The organism is Paraburkholderia sediminicola (assembly GCF_046027825.1).
GTDB lineage: Bacteria > Pseudomonadota > Gammaproteobacteria > Burkholderiales > Burkholderiaceae > Paraburkholderia > Paraburkholderia sediminicola_D.
The window spans coordinates 169,515-187,834 of sequence record NZ_JAQQDU010000001.1; the positions used below are offsets into that span (position 1 = coordinate 169,515).

Below are 18,320 nucleotides of genomic sequence, written 5' to 3' on the forward strand. Positions count from 1 at the left end.
CGACTCGTCACCCTAGCCGGCTGTAGCCGCCGCATTGGCCCGCGCCGTATGCAATTTTTTGTAGCTGTCGATCAGGCGGTGGTGCCTATCGAGACCTTCCAGCTTCATACTCGTTGGCGTTAGCCCAAAGAAGCGCACGCTGCCGTCCACTGTCCCCAGTACCGCGTCCATCCGGGGGTTGCCAAACATCCGACGGAAGTTGACCACGTAGTCGTCCAGTTCAAGGTCGTCATCGAGCATCACCTCCAGCACCACATTCAAAGCCTGGTAAAACAATCCGCGCTCGACCGTATTGTCGTTGTACTGCAGAAAAGCGCCGACCAGCTCTTGAGCTTCATCAAACTGCTTCAAGGCGAGATGAATCAGCAGTTTCAACTCGAGAACGGTTAGCTGCCCCCAGTCCGTATTCTCGTCAAATTCGATGCCGATCAAGGTGGCAATATCGGAGTGCTCGTCCAGCTCACTGTTCTCCAACCGCTCAAGCAGTGCTGCCAGGGCGGCATCGTCCAGGCGATGCAGGTTCAAAATATCGGCGCGGAACAACAGCGCCTTGTTTGTGTTATCCCAGACCAAATCCTCTACCGGGTAAACTTCCGAATAATCGGGCACCAGAATCCGGCAGGCTACGGCGCCCAGTTGGTCATACACCGCCGTGTACACCTCTTTGCCCATGTCTTCGAGAATACCGAACAAGGTTGCTGCTTCCTCGGCATTGGAGTTTTCACCCTGGCCCGAAAAATCCCACTCAACAAACTCGTAGTTCGCTTTGGCGCTGAAAAAGCGCCACGACACCACACCGCTGGAATCAATGAAGTGCTCAACAAAGTTATTCGGTTCAGTCACCGCGTTACTGACAAAGGTGGGCTGAGGTAAATCGTTCAGGCCTTCAAAACTACGCCCCTGCAGCAATTCCGTCAGACTCCGTTCCAGCGCCACCTCGAAACTAGGGTGCGCGCCGAACGAGGCAAAGACACCGCCTGTGCGCGGGTTCATCAAGGTGACGCACATCACCGGATAGGTCCCACCCAGCGACGCATCCTTTACCAGCACCGGAAAGCCCTGCTCTTCCAATCCCTGAATCCCGGCCAGAATGCCAGGGTATTTCGCCAGCACTTCGTGCGGCACATCAGGCAATGCGATTTCACCTTCCAGAATTTCACGCTTTACCGCGCGCTCAAAGATTTCCGACAAGCATTGCACCTGGGCTTCGGTCAGCGTGTTACCGGCACTCATGCCATTGCTGACGTACAGGTTCTCGATCAGGTTGGATGGGAAGTACACCACCTCGCCATCCGACCGGCGCACAAACGGCAGCGAGCAGATACCGCGCTGCACATTGCCGGAGTTGGTGTCGATCAGATGCGAGCCACGCAACTCGCCGTCGGGGTTGTAAATTTCAAGGCAGTACTCATCCAGAATCCCAGCCGGCAGTGCATCTTTAGGGCCAGGTTTGAACCAGCGTTCGTTCGGGTAATGTACAAACGCCGCATTGGCGATGTCTTCGCCCCAAAACGCACCGCCATAGAAATGGTTGCAATTCAGGCGCTCGATAAACTCTCCCAACGCCGACGCCAACGCGCTTTCTTTGGTCGCTCCCTTGCCATTGGTAAAACACATCGGCGAGTGTGCATCGCGGATATGCAGCGACCACACATTGGGAATGATATTGCGCCACGAAGCGATTTCAATCTTCATGCCCAAGCCTGCCAAAATGCTCGACATATTGGCGATGGTTTGTTCTAGCGGCAGGTCCTTGCCTAGAATATAGGTGCGGGCATCGGAATCGGGGTTTAGCGTCAGCAACGCCTGGGCATCGGCGTCCAGGTTCTCCACCTCTTCAATCACAAACTCGGGCCCGGCTTGCACCACTTTTTTGACCGTACAACGGTCGATGGAACGCAAAATACCCTGGCGGTCTTTGTCGGAGATGTCCGCCGGCAACTCAACCTGAATCTTGAAAATCTGTTGGTACCGGTTTTCCGGATCAACAATATTATTCTGCGACAGGCGAATATTTTCGGTAGGAATATTGCGAGTCACGCAGTACAACTTCACAAAGTAAGCTGCACACAAAGCCGATGAGGCCAGAAAATAATCGAAGGGACCCGGCGCCGAGCCATCGCCCTTATAACGGATCGGCTGGTCGGCTACTACCGTGAAGTCATCGAACTTGGCTTCAAGACGAAGCTTATCGAGAAAGTTGACTTTAATTTCCATGGGGAAATTCCAAAAATTGTGCTCAAAACAAAATATAAAGCCCTGTAAAAAAACAGGGCTTTAATAGTCAATCAACTAGCGCATGATGCTTCCTGGCGCGAAGTTTATTCCCACTCGATTGTTGCCGGCGGCTTACCCGAGATGTCATACACCACCCGGTTGATCCCGCGCACTTCATTAATGATGCGGTTCGACACATGCCCCAGCAACTCGTGCGGCAGATGCGCCCAATGCGCAGTCATGAAGTCCAGCGTCTGCACAGCGCGCAACGCAACGACGTATTCATAAGTCCGGCCGTCACCCATCACCCCGACGCTCTTCACCGGCAGGAACACCGCAAACGCCTGGCTCGTCAGGTCGTACCAGGACTTGCCGGTTTCCTTGTCGATAAAGGTGCGCAGCGTCTCGATGAAAATCGCGTCCGCGCGACGCAGCAGGTCGGCGAAATCGCGGCGCACTTCGCCGAGAATCCGCACGCCCAGACCCGGGCCCGGGAACGGGTGGCGATACACCATCGCCGGCGGCAAGCCGAGCTTCACGCCGAGTTCGCGCACTTCATCCTTGAACAGTTCGCGCAGCGGCTCGAGCAGCTTCAGATTCAGCGTCTCTGGCAGGCCGCCCACGTTGTGGTGGCTCTTGATGGTCTGCGTGGCCTTCTTGCCCTTGCCGGCCGATTCGATCACGTCCGGATAGATCGTGCCTTGCGCGAGCCACTTCGCATCAGTCAGCTTGTTGGCTTCGGTCTGGAACACTTCGACGAATTCCGCGCCGATGATCTTGCGCTTCGCTTCCGGATCGGTCACGCCGGCCAGCTTCGACAGGAACACTTCGCTCGCGTCGACGTGGATCACCTTCACGCCGAGGTGATCGGCGAAAGTCGCCATCACCTGCTCGGCTTCGTTCAAACGCAGAAGGCCGTGATCGACGAACACACAGGTCAGCTGATCGCCGATCGCGCGGTGCAACAGCGCCGCCGCCACCGACGAATCCACGCCACCCGACAAGCCCAGAATCACATGCTCGTTGCCGACCTGCTCGCGAATCTTCGCGACGGCTTCGTCGATGTAATGGCCCATTTCCCAGTCGGGATTCGCGCCGCAAATCTGCAGCACGAAACGTTCGAGCATCGCGCGGCCCTGCACGGTGTGCGTGACTTCCGGGTGCCATTGCAGGCCGTAGAAATGGCGCTGCTCGTCGGCCATCGCCGCGATCGGGCACGATTCCGTCGATGCCATCAACTGGAAACCCTCCGGCATTTCCAGCACCTTGTCGCCGTGGCTCATCCACACCTTCAGCATGCCGTGACCTTCCGGCGTGGTGAAGTCGCTGATGCCTTCGAGCAGGCTCGTATGGTTGCGCGCGCGCACTTCGGCGTAGCCGAACTCACGCAGGTGGCCGATATCGACCTTACCGCCGAGCTGCTCGGCCATCGCCTGCATGCCGTAGCAAATGCCCAGCACGGGCACACCGAGTTCGAACACCGCTTGCGGCACACGCGGTGCGTCCGTTTCGGTCACCGAACTCGGGCCGCCGGAGAGGATCACGCCCTTCGGCGCGAAGTCGCGAATGAACGACGCGTCGACGTCGTGGGGATGAATTTCCGAATACACGTTGGCTTCGCGAACGCGACGTGCAATCAGTTGGGTGACTTGCGAACCGAAGTCGAGGATCAGGATCTTGTCATGCATGGCAGCGGACGGAGTCATAAGTGAACGGATACGGGATGCCGCGCATGAAGCGCGGCGTTGAATTCAAAGCGGTCCACGGGGGGACGATCGAACATGAAGCGTAACGATGAAACGCGCGGGACCGTTCGGCACCCCAGGCACTTGCCTGCGGCGCGCACGAACAAAATCCGCTAGCTTCGGCAGGCGTTCTGGCGCTCGGCGCGTCAGCCATGAAACGGCGGCCGGGGCGCACCGGGGGCATCGGCAGCGGAATTGCGGGCGTCGTCGCGCGCGGTTGCGGCCGCAGCCCTTGCGTCGCGTTCAGACGCCGTCAGGCCCGGTTCGTCGGCCGCCGGATAGAGCGGCACTGCCGCAACAGGACCCACGGGCCGTGTGACCGGCATAACAGGCTCGACGACCGGCTCGGCGCGATAGGCCGGAAAGTCCGCCCTCACTCGACCGGCGTCGCGCTTGTTAGCCGCATCTTTGGCGGCATCTTTCGCGGCCTGCTTTTCGGCGCGCTCGGCGGCCGCGGCTTCAACCAGCCGCACCTTTTCGCGCCGTCGCACCGCGCCCGACAGGCGCACACCGCCCAGGCCAACCACCAGCAGTACCACACCGGTCAGCACTGCGATGATCTGCCCGAAGCCCGTCAGCGCCGGCGTATGCAGCCCGAGCAGCCAGACCAGCATCAGCACGCCGGTCAGCCAGTTCACATGGCCGACGACCTTGGCGACCGTCGACGTGAGCGAACCGTCGATCGACGCGTGCAAAGCAAGCCACGCGAGCCCGATCAGCGCCACGCCAAACCCCTGGCCGACCAGAGCCGGCTGGGTTTGCACCAAGAGCAGCGCGTTGTACAACGAAGTCCAGGGCGTCAGCAGAAACAGCAGGCCGAACGCAAGCAGCAACAAGGCATCGAGGATGAGTACAGCGCGCAGCAATGGCTTCATTGGCGTTTAGTCCACGTGGTAGTTGGGCGCTTCCTTGGTGATCTGCACATCATGCACATGCGACTCGCGCAAGCCCGCGCCCGTGATCTGCACGAACTCGGCCTTGTCGTTCATCTCCGCGATCGTGCGGCAACCGCAGTAGCCCATGCTGGCACGCACGCCGCCGATCAACTGGAACAGAATCGCGTTGACCGAGCCCTTGTAGGCGACGCGGCCTTCGATCCCTTCCGGCACCAGCTTGTCGATGTTCGCGGAGTTGTCCTGGAAGTAGCGGTCTGCCGCGCCGTCCTTCATCGCGCCGACCGAGCCCATGCCACGGTACGACTTGTACTGGCGGCCCTGGAACAGGAACACGTCGCCCGGCGCTTCTTCAGTGCCGGCGAACATGCTGCCCATCATCACGGAATTCGCGCCGGCGGCCAGCGCCTTGCTGACGTCGCCCGAGAAACGCACGCCGCCGTCGGCGATGACCGGCACGCCCGTGCCCTTCAGCGCTTCCGACACGTTCGAGATCGCGGTGACCTGCGGCACGCCCACACCGGCGACGATCCGCGTCGTGCAGATCGAGCCCGGGCCGATACCGACTTTCACGCCGTCTGCGCCGTATTCGACGAGCGCCTTGGCTGCCGCCGCGGTGGCAATGTTGCCGCCGATCACTTCGACGTGCGGGAACTTCTGTTTGACCCACTTGACGCGCTCGAGCACGCCCTTGCTGTGGCCGTGCGCCGTGTCGACGACGATCACGTCCACACCGGCCTGCACCAGCAGTTCGACGCGTTCTTCGTTGTCTTCGCCCACGCCGACCGCCGCGCCTGCGCGCAGCTTGCCGTGTTCGTCTTTACACGCGTCCGGGTGTTCGGTTTGCTTGGTGATGTCCTTGACGGTCATCAGGCCGCGCAGTTCGAATGCGTCGTTGATGACCAGCACGCGCTCGAGGCGGTGGCTGTGCATCAGCGCCTTGGCTTCGGCGAGCGGCGTGCCTTCCTTGACGGTGACGAGGCGCTCACGCGGCGTCATGATGTTGCGCACCGGCTCGTCCAGACGCTCTTCGAAGCGCAAGTCGCGGTTCGTGACGATACCGACCAGTTGCGCGCCTTCGACGACCGGGAAGCCCGAAATGCCATGCTGGCGGGACAGCGCGATGACGTCGCGCACCTTCATTTGCGGCGGCACGGTGATCGGGTCGCGCACGACGCCCGATTCGAAGCGCTTGACCTTGGCAACTTCACGCGCCTGTTCGGCCGGCGTGAGATTCTTGTGGATGATGCCCACGCCACCCATTTGCGCCATCGCGATCGCGAGACGGGCTTCGGTGACGGTGTCCATGGCGGCGGACACGAGCGGCATATTCAGGGAGATGTTGCGGGTCAGCCGGGTCTTGAGGCTGGTGTCGCGCGGCAGAACATCGGAGAAAGCCGGGACGAGGAGCACGTCATCGAACGTGAGTGCTGTTTGGATCAGACGCATGGCAAATCCTATAGGCGCAAAAGCGAATTATACGCGATACCTCCCCGGTTTTCACTGCACTAACAGCAGCTTAGCGAATTTCGGGCGATTTTTTCGCGACTTCGGGCCCTTCGATTTCGCTTCCGCGTTCGCCTCGGGTTCGATCCGGTTTCGTTTGCGCGTTCGGGCCCATGGAGGCGCTGCGCGCCTGGAACGCGGGCAATTCGGGGGGCTTCCGTGCCGCCGAACAGCATGCAGAAGTTAAAAAGCGCCTGAAAACGCCAGATAAAGCCACTGGAATGCAGAATCAAACAAGACACCGTGCCAGCCGAACGGCTATTCTGCCGACCATTCCAGTTTTCTTGCAGGGGCAGTCAATGCAGCGCGGTGTGGCATATGGAGTAATGGCCGGGGCCTTATGGGGCATCGTGTTTCTGGTGCCGCGCGTGCTGCCCGATTTTTCGCCGCTGCTGCTGAGCGCCGGGCGCTACACGATGTACGGCATCGTTTCGCTGGCCGCCGCGCTGCCGATGGCCCGCTCGCTCGTCAAACGCCTGACCCGCGAGGATCTCGGCGCGCTGGTCAAGCTGGCGCTGGCCGGCAACCTGCTCTACTACCTGCTGCTGACCGCGGCGGTCCATATGATCGGCATCGCGCCGGCATCGCTGATCGTTGGCGTGCTGCCGGTCACAGTGACGCTGCTCGGCCGGCGCGATCACGGCGCCGTGCCGCTCGCCCGCCTCGTATGGCCGCTTTCGCTGGTGGTGGCCGGTATCGCCTGCATCAATATCGACGTGTTCACGGTCGCGGACAACACGCCCGTGAGTATCGCGACGAAGCTCCTCGGCCTCGCCTGCGCGGTGGGCGCGCTCGCCTGCTGGACCTGGTTCGCGGTCGAAAACTCCCGCTATCTGCAGCGTCAGACGCATTTCAGCGGCAACGAGTGGTCGGTGCTGTGGGGTGTGGTGACGGGGGCGCTCGGCGCCCTGTTGTGGCTGGTGGTCGCCGTCATGCCGTCTGGCAGCCTGCAGGGGCCGCTTGGCGACGCCCGCTGGCATACCTTCTGGATGCTCAACCTGGGCCTCGCAGCCGGCGCCTCGTGGCTCGGCAACGGGCTTTGGAACGCCGCGTCGAAGCGGCTGCCGCTTACCCTGTCCGGTCAGATGATCGTGTTCGAGACGCTCTTCGCGCTGCTCTACGCTTTCATCTATGACCAGCGCCTGCCGCGTCCGCTGGAAACGGCAGCGATCCTCCTGCTGGTGGCGGGGGTGTGCTGGTCGGTGCGCCAGCATGCCGGTGACGACACGTCCGGCGCGACATCGATTGAGGAAAAGGCGCAGCCTTCCGCACATTGACACGCGGCACGGCTTTCGACGGCTTGACTGGAGACGCAACAGGCGCCGCGGACCGACGAACCGCATAAAGGCCGCTTAGCGCTGTTCGCTGGAGACCTGGCTGGAGTCAGTCCGGCCAGGCCAACCGCCGTTTGTCGCCAGCACCCGCGGTACGACGAGCCTAGCGCGAATCCTTGTTCTGCCAGCGGCGCCCTTCAATCGAACCCGCCTTGCGGGTCTTCTCGACGCGCCGCTGCCGCGACAGCTTCGGATCCACCAGTAGCGGCCGGTAAATCTCGACGCGATCGTGGTCGGCAAGCACCGCATCGAGCGGTTTGAGCTTGCCGAACACGCCGACCTTCTGCGTGCCCAGGTCGATCTGCGGATAACGCTGCAAGATGCCGCTCGCGTCGAGCGCCTGCTGCACCGTGGCGCCTTCCGGCAATTCCACGGCGATCAGCGTCTGCTCATTGGCGAGCGCGTAGCAGACTTCAATCGACAAGCGCGCGCTCATGCCTTACCGTAGCGCTGATCGGCGCGCTTCACGAACGATTCGACGAAGGTGTTGGCAATGTGGCTGAACACCGGCCCAATGATCTTCTCGAGAATGATGTTGGTGAATTCGTAGTGCAGCGCGAATTCGATCTTGCAGGCGTCGGCCCGCAACGGCGTAAAACGCCAGAAGCCCGTGAATTTGCGAAATGGGCCGTCCGCGAACTCCATGTCGATGCGCGTGGGCCGCTCCATGGTGTTATGCGTGGCGAAATGCTGCTTGATGCCCTTGAAGTTGATATCGATCTTCGCCTCCATGCCGGTTTCGTCCTGGCGGCGGATTTCGACTCCCCCGCACCAAGGCAGGAAATTGGGGTAATCGGCGACGTCGGTAACGAGGTCGAACATCTGTTCCGCCGAATGGCGGATCAACACGGTTTTCTGGACATCTGCCATAAATTGAACAGCGCGTGGCAAGGGTGGACAAGCGCCGCGGGCTTTCCTTGCCCCGCTTTGCTAAAATCGTGATTTTAAACGAGTTGGGCACTTTCCATTCATGAGCATCATCGACAACAGAAAAGCCTTCTACGACTACTCGGTCGAAGAACGCTATGAAGCAGGGCTCGTGCTCGAAGGATGGGAGGTCAAGGCGCTGCGCGCCGGGCGCGGCCAGATCAAGGAAGGTTACGTTGTTATCAAGAATAACGAACTGTTCCTGATCGGCACGCACATCAGCCCGCTGCCCGAAGCCTCGACCCACATCAATCCGGACCCGGTGCGCACGCGCAAGCTCCTGCTGCACAGCGAGGAAATCAGCAAACTGATCGGCAAAGTCGAGCAGCGCGGCTACACGCTTGTGCCGCTTAACTTCCACTACAAAGGCGGCCGCGTCAAATGCGAGATCGGGCTGGCCAAGGGTAAGAAGCAGCATGACAAGCGCGAGACCGAAAAGAAGCGCGACTGGGAACGCGAGAAAGCGCGCCTGATGCGCTCGCCGTCGTGATCTGATCGGCGCGTTAAACCATGCGCGGATTTGCCGCGCCCGGTTTGACCGGCAGAGTCGCCGAATAAAAATGGCCCGCACAAGTCGCGGGCCATTTTTTTGGCAGTTCCAGGTAACGGACGATCGGAGCGCCGGAGGGCCGGATCAGACCGTGTCAGCCAGCCCTGCCGCCAACTCAAGTCAACTCAGCGCGCCTCGGTTGCGCCCTTCCCCTTGTTCACAATGGTCAGGGCCGACGCGATCATCGAACTCATATCCGCCAGGTTACCCGGCACGATCAGCGTGGTGCCCTGCTTGGCCAGATTGCCGAACGCGTTCACGTACTGCTCGGCCACTTTCAGGTTCACCGCTTCCATCCCGCCATTCGACTGGATGGCCGCAGCGATCTTCTGAATGGCCTGCGAGTTGGCCTCAGCCACCGCCAGAATCGCAGCAGCCTGACCCTGCGCCTGATTGATCGCCGCTTGCCGCTCGCCTTCGGACTTCTGGATCGACGCCTCGCGCCCACCCGAGGCGATATTGATCTGCTCCTGCTTGCGCCCTTCGGAGGCCGCGATCAGTGCGCGCTTCTCGCGCTCGGCGGTAATCTGCGCCTGCATCGCGTGCAGAATTTCCTTGGGCGGCGTCAGGTCCTTGATCTCGTAACGCAGCACCTTGACGCCCCAGTTCGCTGCCGCTTGATCGAGCGACGAGACGATGCTGTGGTTGATGAAGTCGCGCTCTTCGAAAGTCTTGTCGAGTTCGAGTTTGCCGATCACCGAGCGCAGCGTGGTCTGCGACAACTGCGTAATCGCAAACACGAAGTTGCTCGAGCCGTACGACGCCTTCATGGGGTCGGTGACCTGGAAATACAGCACGCCATCCACCTGCAACTGCGTGTTGTCGCGCGTGATACACACCTGACTCGGCACTTCGAGCGGGATTTCCTTGAGGATGTGCTTGTAGGCGATCCGGTCGACGAAGGGAAACGCGAAGCTCAAGCCCGGCGTCAGCGTGCGGTGATAGCGGCCGAGCCGCTCCAGCACCCACGCGTGCTGCTGCGGCACGATCTTGAGCGTCTGCGCCGCCAGAATGATCACGATAAGCAGAAACACCGCCCCGACAATGGTTGAATCCATGACTGACCTCCGGTCCGTAGTTCGAATAGTTATGTAGGGCTCTGTGCACGCTTTGGCGCGCGCTCAGGCCACGGTTGCCCTGGTTTTCGCCGGCCGGCTGGCCACGACGACGAGACAACTGCCGCGCATCTCGACGATTTCATAGAGCTGCGCGTCTTCGGGCTCGCCCGCCGTCAGTTCGACGTCCCATTCCGCACCGCGGTAATTGGCGCGGGCCCGGCGCTCGTGCCACGCCGGCACGCTCAACGTCTGGCCGATGTCCAGATTCACGTCCGGGTTCTTCGACGCCTCCTTGCGTGTTCTACGGCCAAAGCGCGAGCGCCTGAGCAACAGGACGGCCGCAAGCGCCACGACGGCAGCAATCGCGAACTGCAGGTCGGCGGCCACGCCCGCCAGTTGCGCAATGGCTGCTGCAACGCAGCCCAATGCGATCATCAGCAAATAGAAGGTGCCGCTGATCAGCTCCAACACGACAAGCACACCCGCCCCGATCCACCAGAACAATCCACCTGGCGCCACGTCGACCTCCACAAAGCAAAACACCCCGGATCTACCGGGGTGTTTATAGCACGAAGCGGGTGCATTTATCGGGCGGTGCAGTACGCTTTTACGTGCTTTTAACGTACTGCACACCCTTTATGCAAACCGCTTATCGGGCACCTGCCCTGCGCTTGTTTACTTCGTCAGCGATTTCGCCAGCTGCTGCCACGTCTCGATGATCGAGTCCGGGTTCAGCGAGATCGATTTGATGCCTTCATCGGTCAGCCATTGCGCAAAGTCCGGATGATCCGACGGGCCCTGGCCGCAGATACCGACGTACTTGTTCAGTCGCAGACACGTGTCGATCGCGCGCTTCAACAAGAACTTGACGGCCGGGTCGCGTTCGTCGAAATCGACTGCCAGCAGTTCCATGCCGGAGTCGCGATCGAGGCCGAGCGTGAGCTGCGTCAGGTCGTTCGAACCGATCGAGAAACCGTCGAAGAATTGCAGGAATTCTTCGGCGAGAATCGCGTTCGACGGCACTTCGCACATCATGATCAGGCGCAGATTCTTCTCGCCGCGCTTCAGGCCGAACTTCTCCAGCAGCCCGACCACGCGCTCCGCCTGCTTCAGCGTACGCACGAACGGCACCATGATCTCGACGTTGTCGAGGCCCATCTCTTCACGCACCTTCTTCAGCGCGATGCATTCCATCTGGAACGCTTCGGCGAAGTCGTCGGCGATGTAGCGCGATGCGCCACGGAAACCCAGCATCGGGTTTTCTTCGTCCGGCTCGTAACGCGAACCGCCGATCAGCTTCTTGTACTCGTTCGACTTGAAGTCCGACAGACGCACGATCACGGGCTTCGGATAGAACGCCGCGGCGATCGTGGCGATGCCTTCGGTCAGCTTGTCGACGTAGAACGCGCGCGGCGAAGCATGGCCGCGGGCCACGCTTTCCACGGCCTTCTTCAGGTCCTGATCGATGTTCGGGTACTCGAGAATCGCCTTCGGGTGAACGCCGATGTTGTTGTTGATGATGAATTCCAGCCGTGCCAGACCCACACCTGCGTTCGGCAGTTGCGAGAAATCGAAGGCCAGTTGCGGGTTACCGACGTTCATCATGATCTTCACCGGAATCGGCGGCAGTTCGCCGCGCTGCACTTCGGTGATTTCGGTTTCGAGCAGACCGTCGTAGATCTTGCCTTCGTCGCCTTCGGCGCACGACACGGTCACCAGCGCGCCTTCCTTCAGCACGTCGGTGGCGTCGCCGCAGCCGACCACAGCCGGCACGCCCAACTCACGCGCGATAATCGCCGCGTGGCAGGTACGGCCGCCACGGTTCGTGACGATTGCCGAGGCGCGCTTCATCACCGGTTCCCAGTTCGGGTCGGTCATGTCGGCGACCAGCACGTCGCCCGGCTGCACACGGTCCATTTCCGACGGATCGTGGATCACGCGCACCGGACCCGCGCCGATCTTCTGGCCGATTGCCCGGCCGGTAGCCAGCACGTTCGATTGGCCCTTCAGCTTGAAGCGTTGCTCGGCCTTGCCCGCAGCCTGGCTCTTCACCGTTTCCGGGCGCGCCTGCAGAATGAATATCTTGCCGTCGCGGCCGTCTTTGCCCCACTCGATGTCCATCGGACGCTCGTAGTGCTTTTCGATGATGACGGCGTATTTCGCGAGTTCGATCACGTCTTCGTCGGTGATCGAGAAACGGTTGCGCTGCTCATGCGTGACGTCGACGGTCTTCACGCGGCCTTCTTCGCCGGCCTTCGTGAATTCCATCTTGATCAGCTTCGAGCCAATCGAGCGGCGGATGATCGGGTACTTGCCTTGCGCGAGCGTGGTCTTGAAGACGTAGAACTCGTCCGGATTCACGGCGCCCTGCACGACCGTTTCGCCGAGACCATAGCTCGACGTGATGAAGACGGCGTCCTTGAAACCCGATTCCGTGTCCAGCGTGAACATCACGCCTGCCGCGCCGACGTCCGAGCGCACCATGCGCTGCACGCCTGCCGACAACGCGACTTCAGCGTGGGTGAAGCCCTTGTGGACGCGATAGGAGATAGCACGGTCGTTATACAGCGACGCGAACACGTGCTTCATGCGATCGAGCACGTCGTCGATGCCGACTACGTTGAGGTAGCTTTCCTGCTGACCCGCGAACGATGCGTCCGGCAAGTCTTCTGCCGTTGCCGAGGAACGCACGGCAAACGACAGCTCTTCAGGCGAGCTGTTTTGCAGGGTGTCGAAGCCTGCGCGGATATCCGCTTCGAGACGCGGCTGCATCGGGGCGTCGATGATCCATTGACGGATCTCCTTGCCCGCTTCGGCGAGCGCCTTCACGTCGTCGACGTCGAACAATTCGAGACGTTTGGCGATGCGTTCAGTCAGATTGTTGTGATGCAGGAAGTCACGGAAAGCCAGCGCCGTGGTGGCGAAGCCAGTCGGCACGCGCACGCCGGCTCCGGCGAGCTGACTGATCATCTCGCCAAGCGACGCGTTCTTGCCGCCGACAATCTCCACATCGGTCATCCGCAACTGCTCAAACGGAACTACATACGCCTCTTCCTTTGCGACGGTAACTGCGTTAGTCATACAAGCCCCTAAGTGTGAAAGAAATTCACGGCTGTGCAAGTGGGCTTGAACGCGACACGCCCATTGGAAGCGTGACCTCGCGTCTTGCACAACCTGTTGGAGAAGCAATCGCTGCAAATGGCCAGAATCGCCAGAAGCCCGACGTAGAAAGCGGTTGGACGAAATTACCGATCGATCCGGCCTGATCTCTCAATTTGCCGCCAGTTACCGGCGCAAAGCGTGGCGTTGACCGACCGTTCGCAGTAAGTTAGCCGCCAATCGCCTGCAATTGCTTATCCAACAGGTTGCCGCTATTCTACCGTGCCGACTCTCAAAATGTGACAGTCGGACGAGAATTGCGCCTCGAATCGCGCCCCGGTCCGGCTGGCGGGCTCTTGCGAGGCCCCGCCGCCATCCGGGCGCAGTTGCGGTGCCCACGGCGCGCTGATATGACGCCGCTGCAATCACCGGTTAGCCACCGTGCAGCGACGTCCATGCAGCGATGTTTCATTCGAGCGCTTTTGTCCGCTCACGTTCCCCAGCCCCACTGATGCCGCCCACCGTATTCATCGTCTCCGACGGTACCGGGATCACTGCCGAAACCTTCGCGCATTCGATCCTCTCCCAGTTCGACCAGAAATTCCGCCTGGTTCGCGTGCCCTTCGTCGACTCGACGGAAAAAGCCTACGCCACGCTAGAAAAGATCAACGAAGCGATCCAGCAGGACGGCCGTCGTCCGATCGTCTTTACGACGCTGGTGGACAGCGCGTCGAATCAGATCGTCAAGCGTTCGAATGCGCTCGTGCTGGACATGTTCCAGACCTTCGTCGAGCCGCTCGAACAGGAACTGGAGCTCAAGTCGAGCCACGCGATGGGCCGCGGCCACCAGAACGCCGATACCGAGGAATACAAGAACCGGATCGAGGCGATCAACTTCTCGCTCGCCCACGACGACGGTCAATCGAACCGCAATCTGGCCGACGCCGACGTGATTCTGGTCGGCGTATCGCGCAGCGGCAAGACGCCAACGAGCCTGTATCTGGCGATGCAGTACGGTGTGAAAGCCGCCAACTATCCGCTGATTCCGGAAGACTTCGAGCGCGGCAAGCTGCCTACGCCGTTATTGGCGCATCGGCAGAAGATGTTTGGTCTGTCGATCGATCCGCAGCGGCTGTCGGAGATCCGTAACGAGCGCCGGCCGGGCAGCAAGTACGCCGCGCCGGAAAATTGCCGTTACGAGATCAATGAGGCCGAAGCGATGATGCGGCGCGAAGGGGTCAAGTGGTTGTCGTCGACGCATAAGTCGATCGAAGAGATCGCGACGACGATTCTGCAGGAGATCAAGCTGGACCGGCCGGCTTATTGAACGTGGCCGCCGAGCGCGGCCTGTTTTACCGATGCGCGTGGTGCTGAGGTGATCGCGAAGGTCGCCTCAGACCCGAAGTCAATGCAATGTCAGGCGTGGCGCTGCTGGCGGCACTGTTCGAAGACACACACCGCCGCCGCGGCCGCCACATTGAGCGATTCCATGCCGCCCGGCTGAGGAATCGTCACCCGCAAGGAAACCGCGTCGCGCCAGGTCTGCGATACGCCCGCCCCTTCGTTGCCAAACACCCATGCGAGCGGTCCGCTCAGATCGCAATCGTAGATCGCCTCGGCACCGTGCGAGTCCGTAATGACGACGGGCACGGCGAGACGCTCGATCAAACCCTGCGCTTCGACATCTTCGTGGATTTGCAGCAGGAAATGCGCGCCCATGCCCGAGCGCAATACCTTCGACGACCACGCGTACGCGGTGCCCGGTGCGCAAAACACCTGTTGAATACCGGCCGCCGCCGCGCTGCGCAGAATCGACCCGACGTTGCCGGCATCCTGCACGCCATCGAGCACGAGACAGGTTTCTCCGACCTTTTCCGGAAGCGGCGTATCGAGCTTTTCAACCAGCAGCAAAATCCCGACACCGTGCACGACGTTTGACAACTGACCGAACAACGCGTCAGGCAGCGTGACGATATGGTGCTCGTCGATGCGCGACACGATCGCCTGCGCTTCGTCGTGACGCAGCGCGCCTTCGGTGACGATGCACATTTCCGGCTGCCCGGCGACGTCGAGATACGCGCTCGCCAGATGGAAGCCTTCGAGCAACGCGTGGCCGCTGCGACGCTGCTGATGCGTCGAGCCGGCCAGCGCCTTGAGGCGCTTGTAGAGCGGATTGTCCCGCGAGGTGATGGCTTTCACAGGCAGCGAAGACAGAGAGAATGAGGAAAGAGTGGGCGACGCGCCGGGCAACACATGACGCTCAGGCGCCGCTGCGTTCGCCGAAGGCGTCGTCGTCGAGCGTGATGTCGGTGAGCGTTCCGGACACGACGATCACGTTGCCCACCGGCAGCCGCTTCGAAGCCGTGCCGAACCGCTGATACGCTTCACGCACCGGTGCAAACGAGCGCCGATGATGCTCACAGGGCCCATGTTCGCGCAGCGCCGCGAGATGCTGCGGTGTGCCGTAGCCGGCATGCGCGTTAAAACCGTAGACCGGATAGGTTTGATGCAATTCGAGCAGCATGCGGTCGCGCGTGACCTTGGCGAGAATCGACGCCGCCGAAATGCTCTTGATCAGTGCATCGCCGCCAATCACGGCTTCGCTGCGGATGCTCAGCGTCGGGCACCGATTGCCGTCGATTTTCACGAGCGTCGGCACGACTGAGAGACCTTCGACCGCGCGCTTCATCGCCAGCATGGTGGCATGCAGAATGTTCAGCGTATCGATTTCTTCGACGGTCGCGGAGGCAATGCAGTAAGCCAGCGCCCGGTCGACGATCTTTTCGTACAGTTCGTCGCGCTTTTTGGCGGTGAGCGCTTTCGAATCGTCGAGACCACGAATCATCGGCTTCGACGGATCGAAAATCACCGCCGCAGCGACCACCGGGCCAGCCAGTGGCCCGCGCCCGGCTTCGTCGACACCGCAGACAACGTCATCCGGTGTTTCGAAGTCCAGACCGACCTGCCGCGCCGCCGCGCCTGCAACGGTCGCGGCCTTGCGACGTGGTGCGCGCGCAGCGGTCACGGCCGCGTCTTCCGATTTTCGACGACGCTCGCCACGACTTCCGCCGCACGCTGCGCGGTGTTCTGCTTCAGCACGTGATGCATCTCCGTGAAGATTTCCGTCAGCGTGCGCCGGTTGGCTTCGTCGCGCAACTGTTTCAGCGTGGCCTCGGCGAGCGCTTGCGGCGTCGCGAAGTGCTGCAGGATTTCCGGCACGACGAAACGCCCCGCCAGAATATTCGGCAAGCCGACGTAAGGCAGATAACCTTGGCGGCGCATGATCTGGCCGGTCAGCCAGGGCACCTTGTACGAGATCACCATCGGCTTTTTCAGCAACGCGGCTTCCAGCGTCACCGTGCCGCTCTTGACGAGGATCGCATCCGCCGCCGTCATCGCGATTTGCGACTGGCCGTCGGTGATGGTCAGTGCGAGGCCGGGATGCGAATCAACCAGCGGCCGCAGCATCTCGCGCAGTGCAGGCGTGGCCGCTGGCATCACGAAGCGCAACCCAGGCTCCTGGTGCTGCATCATCTCCATCGCCGCAAAGAACGTCGGACCGATCAGATCGATCTCGGAGCGCCGGCTGCCCGGCAGCACCGCGATGATCGGACCGCTTTCAGCGAGGCCGAGCGTGCGGCGCGCGCCGAGCGTATCGGGCTCGAGCGGGATCTCGTCAGCAAGCGGATGGCCCACGTAGGACGCCGCGACGCCAGCCTTTTCCAGCAGCGCCGTTTCGAACGGGAACACGCACAGCATGTGGTCGACCGCCTTGGCGATCTTCTTGATGCGCCCGCCCCGCCACGCCCAGATGGACGGACAGACGAAGTGAATGGTCGGAATGCCCGCTTCGCGCAACGGATGCTCGAGGCCGAAGTTGAAATCGGGCGCATCCACGCCGATGAACACCGACGGCGGCTCAGCGAGCAACTGGCGCTTCAGTTCGTTGCGGATGCCGAGGATCTCGGGAATATGCTTCAGTGCTTCGACATAGCCGCGCACCGTGAGCTTTTCCATCGGCCAGTGGGCGTCGAAGCCCGTGGCAATCATGCGCGGACCGCCGATCCCGTAATACTGGGTACCGGCGGGCAGACGGCTCGTGAGGCCGTCGAGCAGCGACGCCGCCAGCAGGTCGCCGGACGGCTCACCAGCCACCATCGCCACGCGTAGCGGACTCGGGTTCAGGGCCATCGCTTAGCGGATGATGCCGCGTTGCGACGCTTCGACGAACGCAAGCAGCGTTTGTACCGGCGCATCGCCATCGCCACCCGCGGATGCGAGTTCGCGCAACTGCACCTTCGCTTCTTCCAGCGACAGGCCATTCTTGTATAGCAGGCGGTACGCTGAGCGCAGCGCCGAGATCGCATCCGCCGAAAAACCGCGGCGGCGCAGACCTTCGACATTGATACCGTGCGGCTCAGCCTTGTTGCCCGCGGCAATCACGAACGGCGGGACGTCCTGCACGAGCGCCGAAGCGCCGCCCAGCATCGAATGCGCGCCGATGCGCACGAACTGATGCACGCCCGACATGCCGCCGATGATCGCGTGGTCGCCGATCGTCACGTGGCCGGCCATCTGCGCATTGCTCGACAGAATGACGTTGTTGCCGAGGTGGCAATCGTGCCCGACGTGCACGTAGGCCATGATCCAGTTGTCGTCGCCTAGCGTGGTAACGCCCGCGTCCTGCACCGTGCCGGTGTGGATCGTGGTGAATTCACGGATCGTGTTGCGATCGCCGATCACGAGCCGGGTCGGCTCGTCCTTGTACTTCATGTCCTGCGGACGGCCGCCGACCGATGCGTAGTGGCCGATCCGGTTGTCTTCGCCGATCGTGGTGTGACCTTCGATCACGCTGTGCGAACCGATCGTGGTCCGTGCGCCAATCGTCACATGTGCGCCAATGACGGCGTACGGTCCGATTTCGACGGATTCGTCGAGTTGCGCGCCCGGTTCGACGATCGCAGTGGGATGAATCCTGCTCATGCGTCCTC

Annotated in this window: 16 protein-coding genes; 3 read left to right on the forward strand and 13 right to left on the reverse strand. The window is 61.4% G+C overall.

The annotated features are described in order from the left end of the window. Positions 1-12: 12 nt before the first annotated feature. From PQQ96_RS00725 to guaB, 4 genes are all read right to left on the reverse strand, one after another. Complete coding sequence (locus PQQ96_RS00725; RefSeq protein WP_408287446.1) at positions 13-2,217, reverse strand: OsmC domain/YcaO domain-containing protein; 2,205 nt, start codon at positions 2,215-2,217, stop codon at positions 13-15. 104 nt (positions 2,218-2,321) lie between these two features. Then, entirely contained in the window at positions 2,322-3,905 is a 1,584-nt protein-coding gene (gene guaA / locus PQQ96_RS00730; RefSeq protein ID WP_408287448.1) for a glutamine-hydrolyzing GMP synthase, read from the reverse strand. 203 nt (positions 3,906-4,108) lie between these two features. Beyond that, positions 4,109-4,837 carry a hypothetical protein gene (locus tag PQQ96_RS00735; RefSeq protein WP_408287451.1) on the reverse strand — a complete coding sequence of 243 codons (729 nt, stop codon included), beginning with the start codon at positions 4,835-4,837 and terminating at the stop codon, positions 4,109-4,111. Between the two features lie 6 nt (positions 4,838-4,843). Further along, positions 4,844-6,304 (reverse strand): IMP dehydrogenase, encoded by a 1,461-nt coding sequence (gene guaB, locus PQQ96_RS00740; RefSeq protein ID WP_074283115.1) that lies wholly within the window; start codon positions 6,302-6,304, stop codon positions 4,844-4,846. 356 nt (positions 6,305-6,660) lie between these two features. Between guaB and PQQ96_RS00745 the strand changes: the two genes are divergently transcribed. Next, on the forward strand, positions 6,661-7,638 hold the full coding sequence (locus tag PQQ96_RS00745; protein ID WP_408287627.1) for a DMT family transporter: 978 nt from the start codon (positions 6,661-6,663) through the stop codon (positions 7,636-7,638). A 160-nt stretch (positions 7,639-7,798) separates the two neighbouring features. Here PQQ96_RS00745 and PQQ96_RS00750 read toward each other — a convergent pair whose 3' ends face one another. Together PQQ96_RS00750 and PQQ96_RS00755 are read right to left on the reverse strand one after the other, a co-directional pair. Then, positions 7,799-8,131: an RnfH family protein gene (locus PQQ96_RS00750; protein WP_408287452.1), complete on the reverse strand. Its 333-nt coding sequence runs from the start codon at positions 8,129-8,131 to the stop codon at positions 7,799-7,801. Beyond that, complete coding sequence (locus PQQ96_RS00755) at positions 8,128-8,565, reverse strand: type II toxin-antitoxin system RatA family toxin (RefSeq protein ID WP_115780217.1); 438 nt, start codon at positions 8,563-8,565, stop codon at positions 8,128-8,130. Before PQQ96_RS00755 ends, PQQ96_RS00750 begins: the two co-directional genes overlap by 4 nt. Before the next feature lie 100 nt (positions 8,566-8,665). On the opposite strand from PQQ96_RS00755, the gene smpB reads away from it, so the two are divergent. Then, complete coding sequence (smpB, locus tag PQQ96_RS00760; protein WP_042323149.1) at positions 8,666-9,112, forward strand: SsrA-binding protein SmpB; 447 nt, start codon at positions 8,666-8,668, stop codon at positions 9,110-9,112. A gap of 185 nt (positions 9,113-9,297) precedes the next feature. On the opposite strand, the gene PQQ96_RS00765 is transcribed toward smpB, so the two are convergent. From PQQ96_RS00765 to ppsA, 3 genes are all read right to left on the reverse strand, one after another. After that, on the reverse strand, positions 9,298-10,230 hold the full coding sequence (locus PQQ96_RS00765) for an SPFH domain-containing protein (protein WP_408287455.1): 933 nt from the start codon (positions 10,228-10,230) through the stop codon (positions 9,298-9,300). Positions 10,231-10,293: 63 nt separating this feature from the next. Next, positions 10,294-10,749, reverse strand: a complete 456-nt coding sequence (locus PQQ96_RS00770) for an NfeD family protein (protein ID WP_408287458.1) — start codon at positions 10,747-10,749, stop codon at positions 10,294-10,296. A 156-nt stretch (positions 10,750-10,905) separates the two neighbouring features. Next, positions 10,906-13,311 (reverse strand): phosphoenolpyruvate synthase, encoded by a 2,406-nt coding sequence (gene ppsA, locus PQQ96_RS00775; protein ID WP_408287461.1) that lies wholly within the window; start codon positions 13,309-13,311, stop codon positions 10,906-10,908. Positions 13,312-13,840: 529 nt separating this feature from the next. Between ppsA and ppsR the strand changes: the two genes are divergently transcribed. Then, a complete protein-coding gene (gene ppsR / locus PQQ96_RS00780) occupies positions 13,841-14,656 on the forward strand; it encodes a posphoenolpyruvate synthetase regulatory kinase/phosphorylase PpsR (RefSeq protein ID WP_120304748.1) in 816 nt (271 codons plus the stop codon). 89 nt (positions 14,657-14,745) lie between these two features. Here ppsR and PQQ96_RS00785 read toward each other — a convergent pair whose 3' ends face one another. From PQQ96_RS00785 to lpxA, 4 genes are all read right to left on the reverse strand, one after another. Further along, positions 14,746-15,528, reverse strand: a complete 783-nt coding sequence (locus PQQ96_RS00785) for a TrmH family RNA methyltransferase (protein WP_408287464.1) — start codon at positions 15,526-15,528, stop codon at positions 14,746-14,748. 61 nt (positions 15,529-15,589) lie between these two features. Next, positions 15,590-16,354: a ribonuclease HII gene (rnhB, locus tag PQQ96_RS00790; protein ID WP_408287467.1), complete on the reverse strand. Its 765-nt coding sequence runs from the start codon at positions 16,352-16,354 to the stop codon at positions 15,590-15,592. Beyond that, entirely contained in the window at positions 16,351-17,520 is a 1,170-nt protein-coding gene (gene lpxB, locus PQQ96_RS00795) for a lipid-A-disaccharide synthase (protein WP_408287470.1), read from the reverse strand. Before lpxB ends, rnhB begins: the two co-directional genes overlap by 4 nt. Positions 17,521-17,523: 3 nt before the next feature. After that, positions 17,524-18,312 (reverse strand): acyl-ACP--UDP-N-acetylglucosamine O-acyltransferase, encoded by a 789-nt coding sequence (gene lpxA, locus PQQ96_RS00800; protein WP_408287472.1) that lies wholly within the window; start codon positions 18,310-18,312, stop codon positions 17,524-17,526. Positions 18,313-18,320 lie beyond the last annotated feature (8 nt).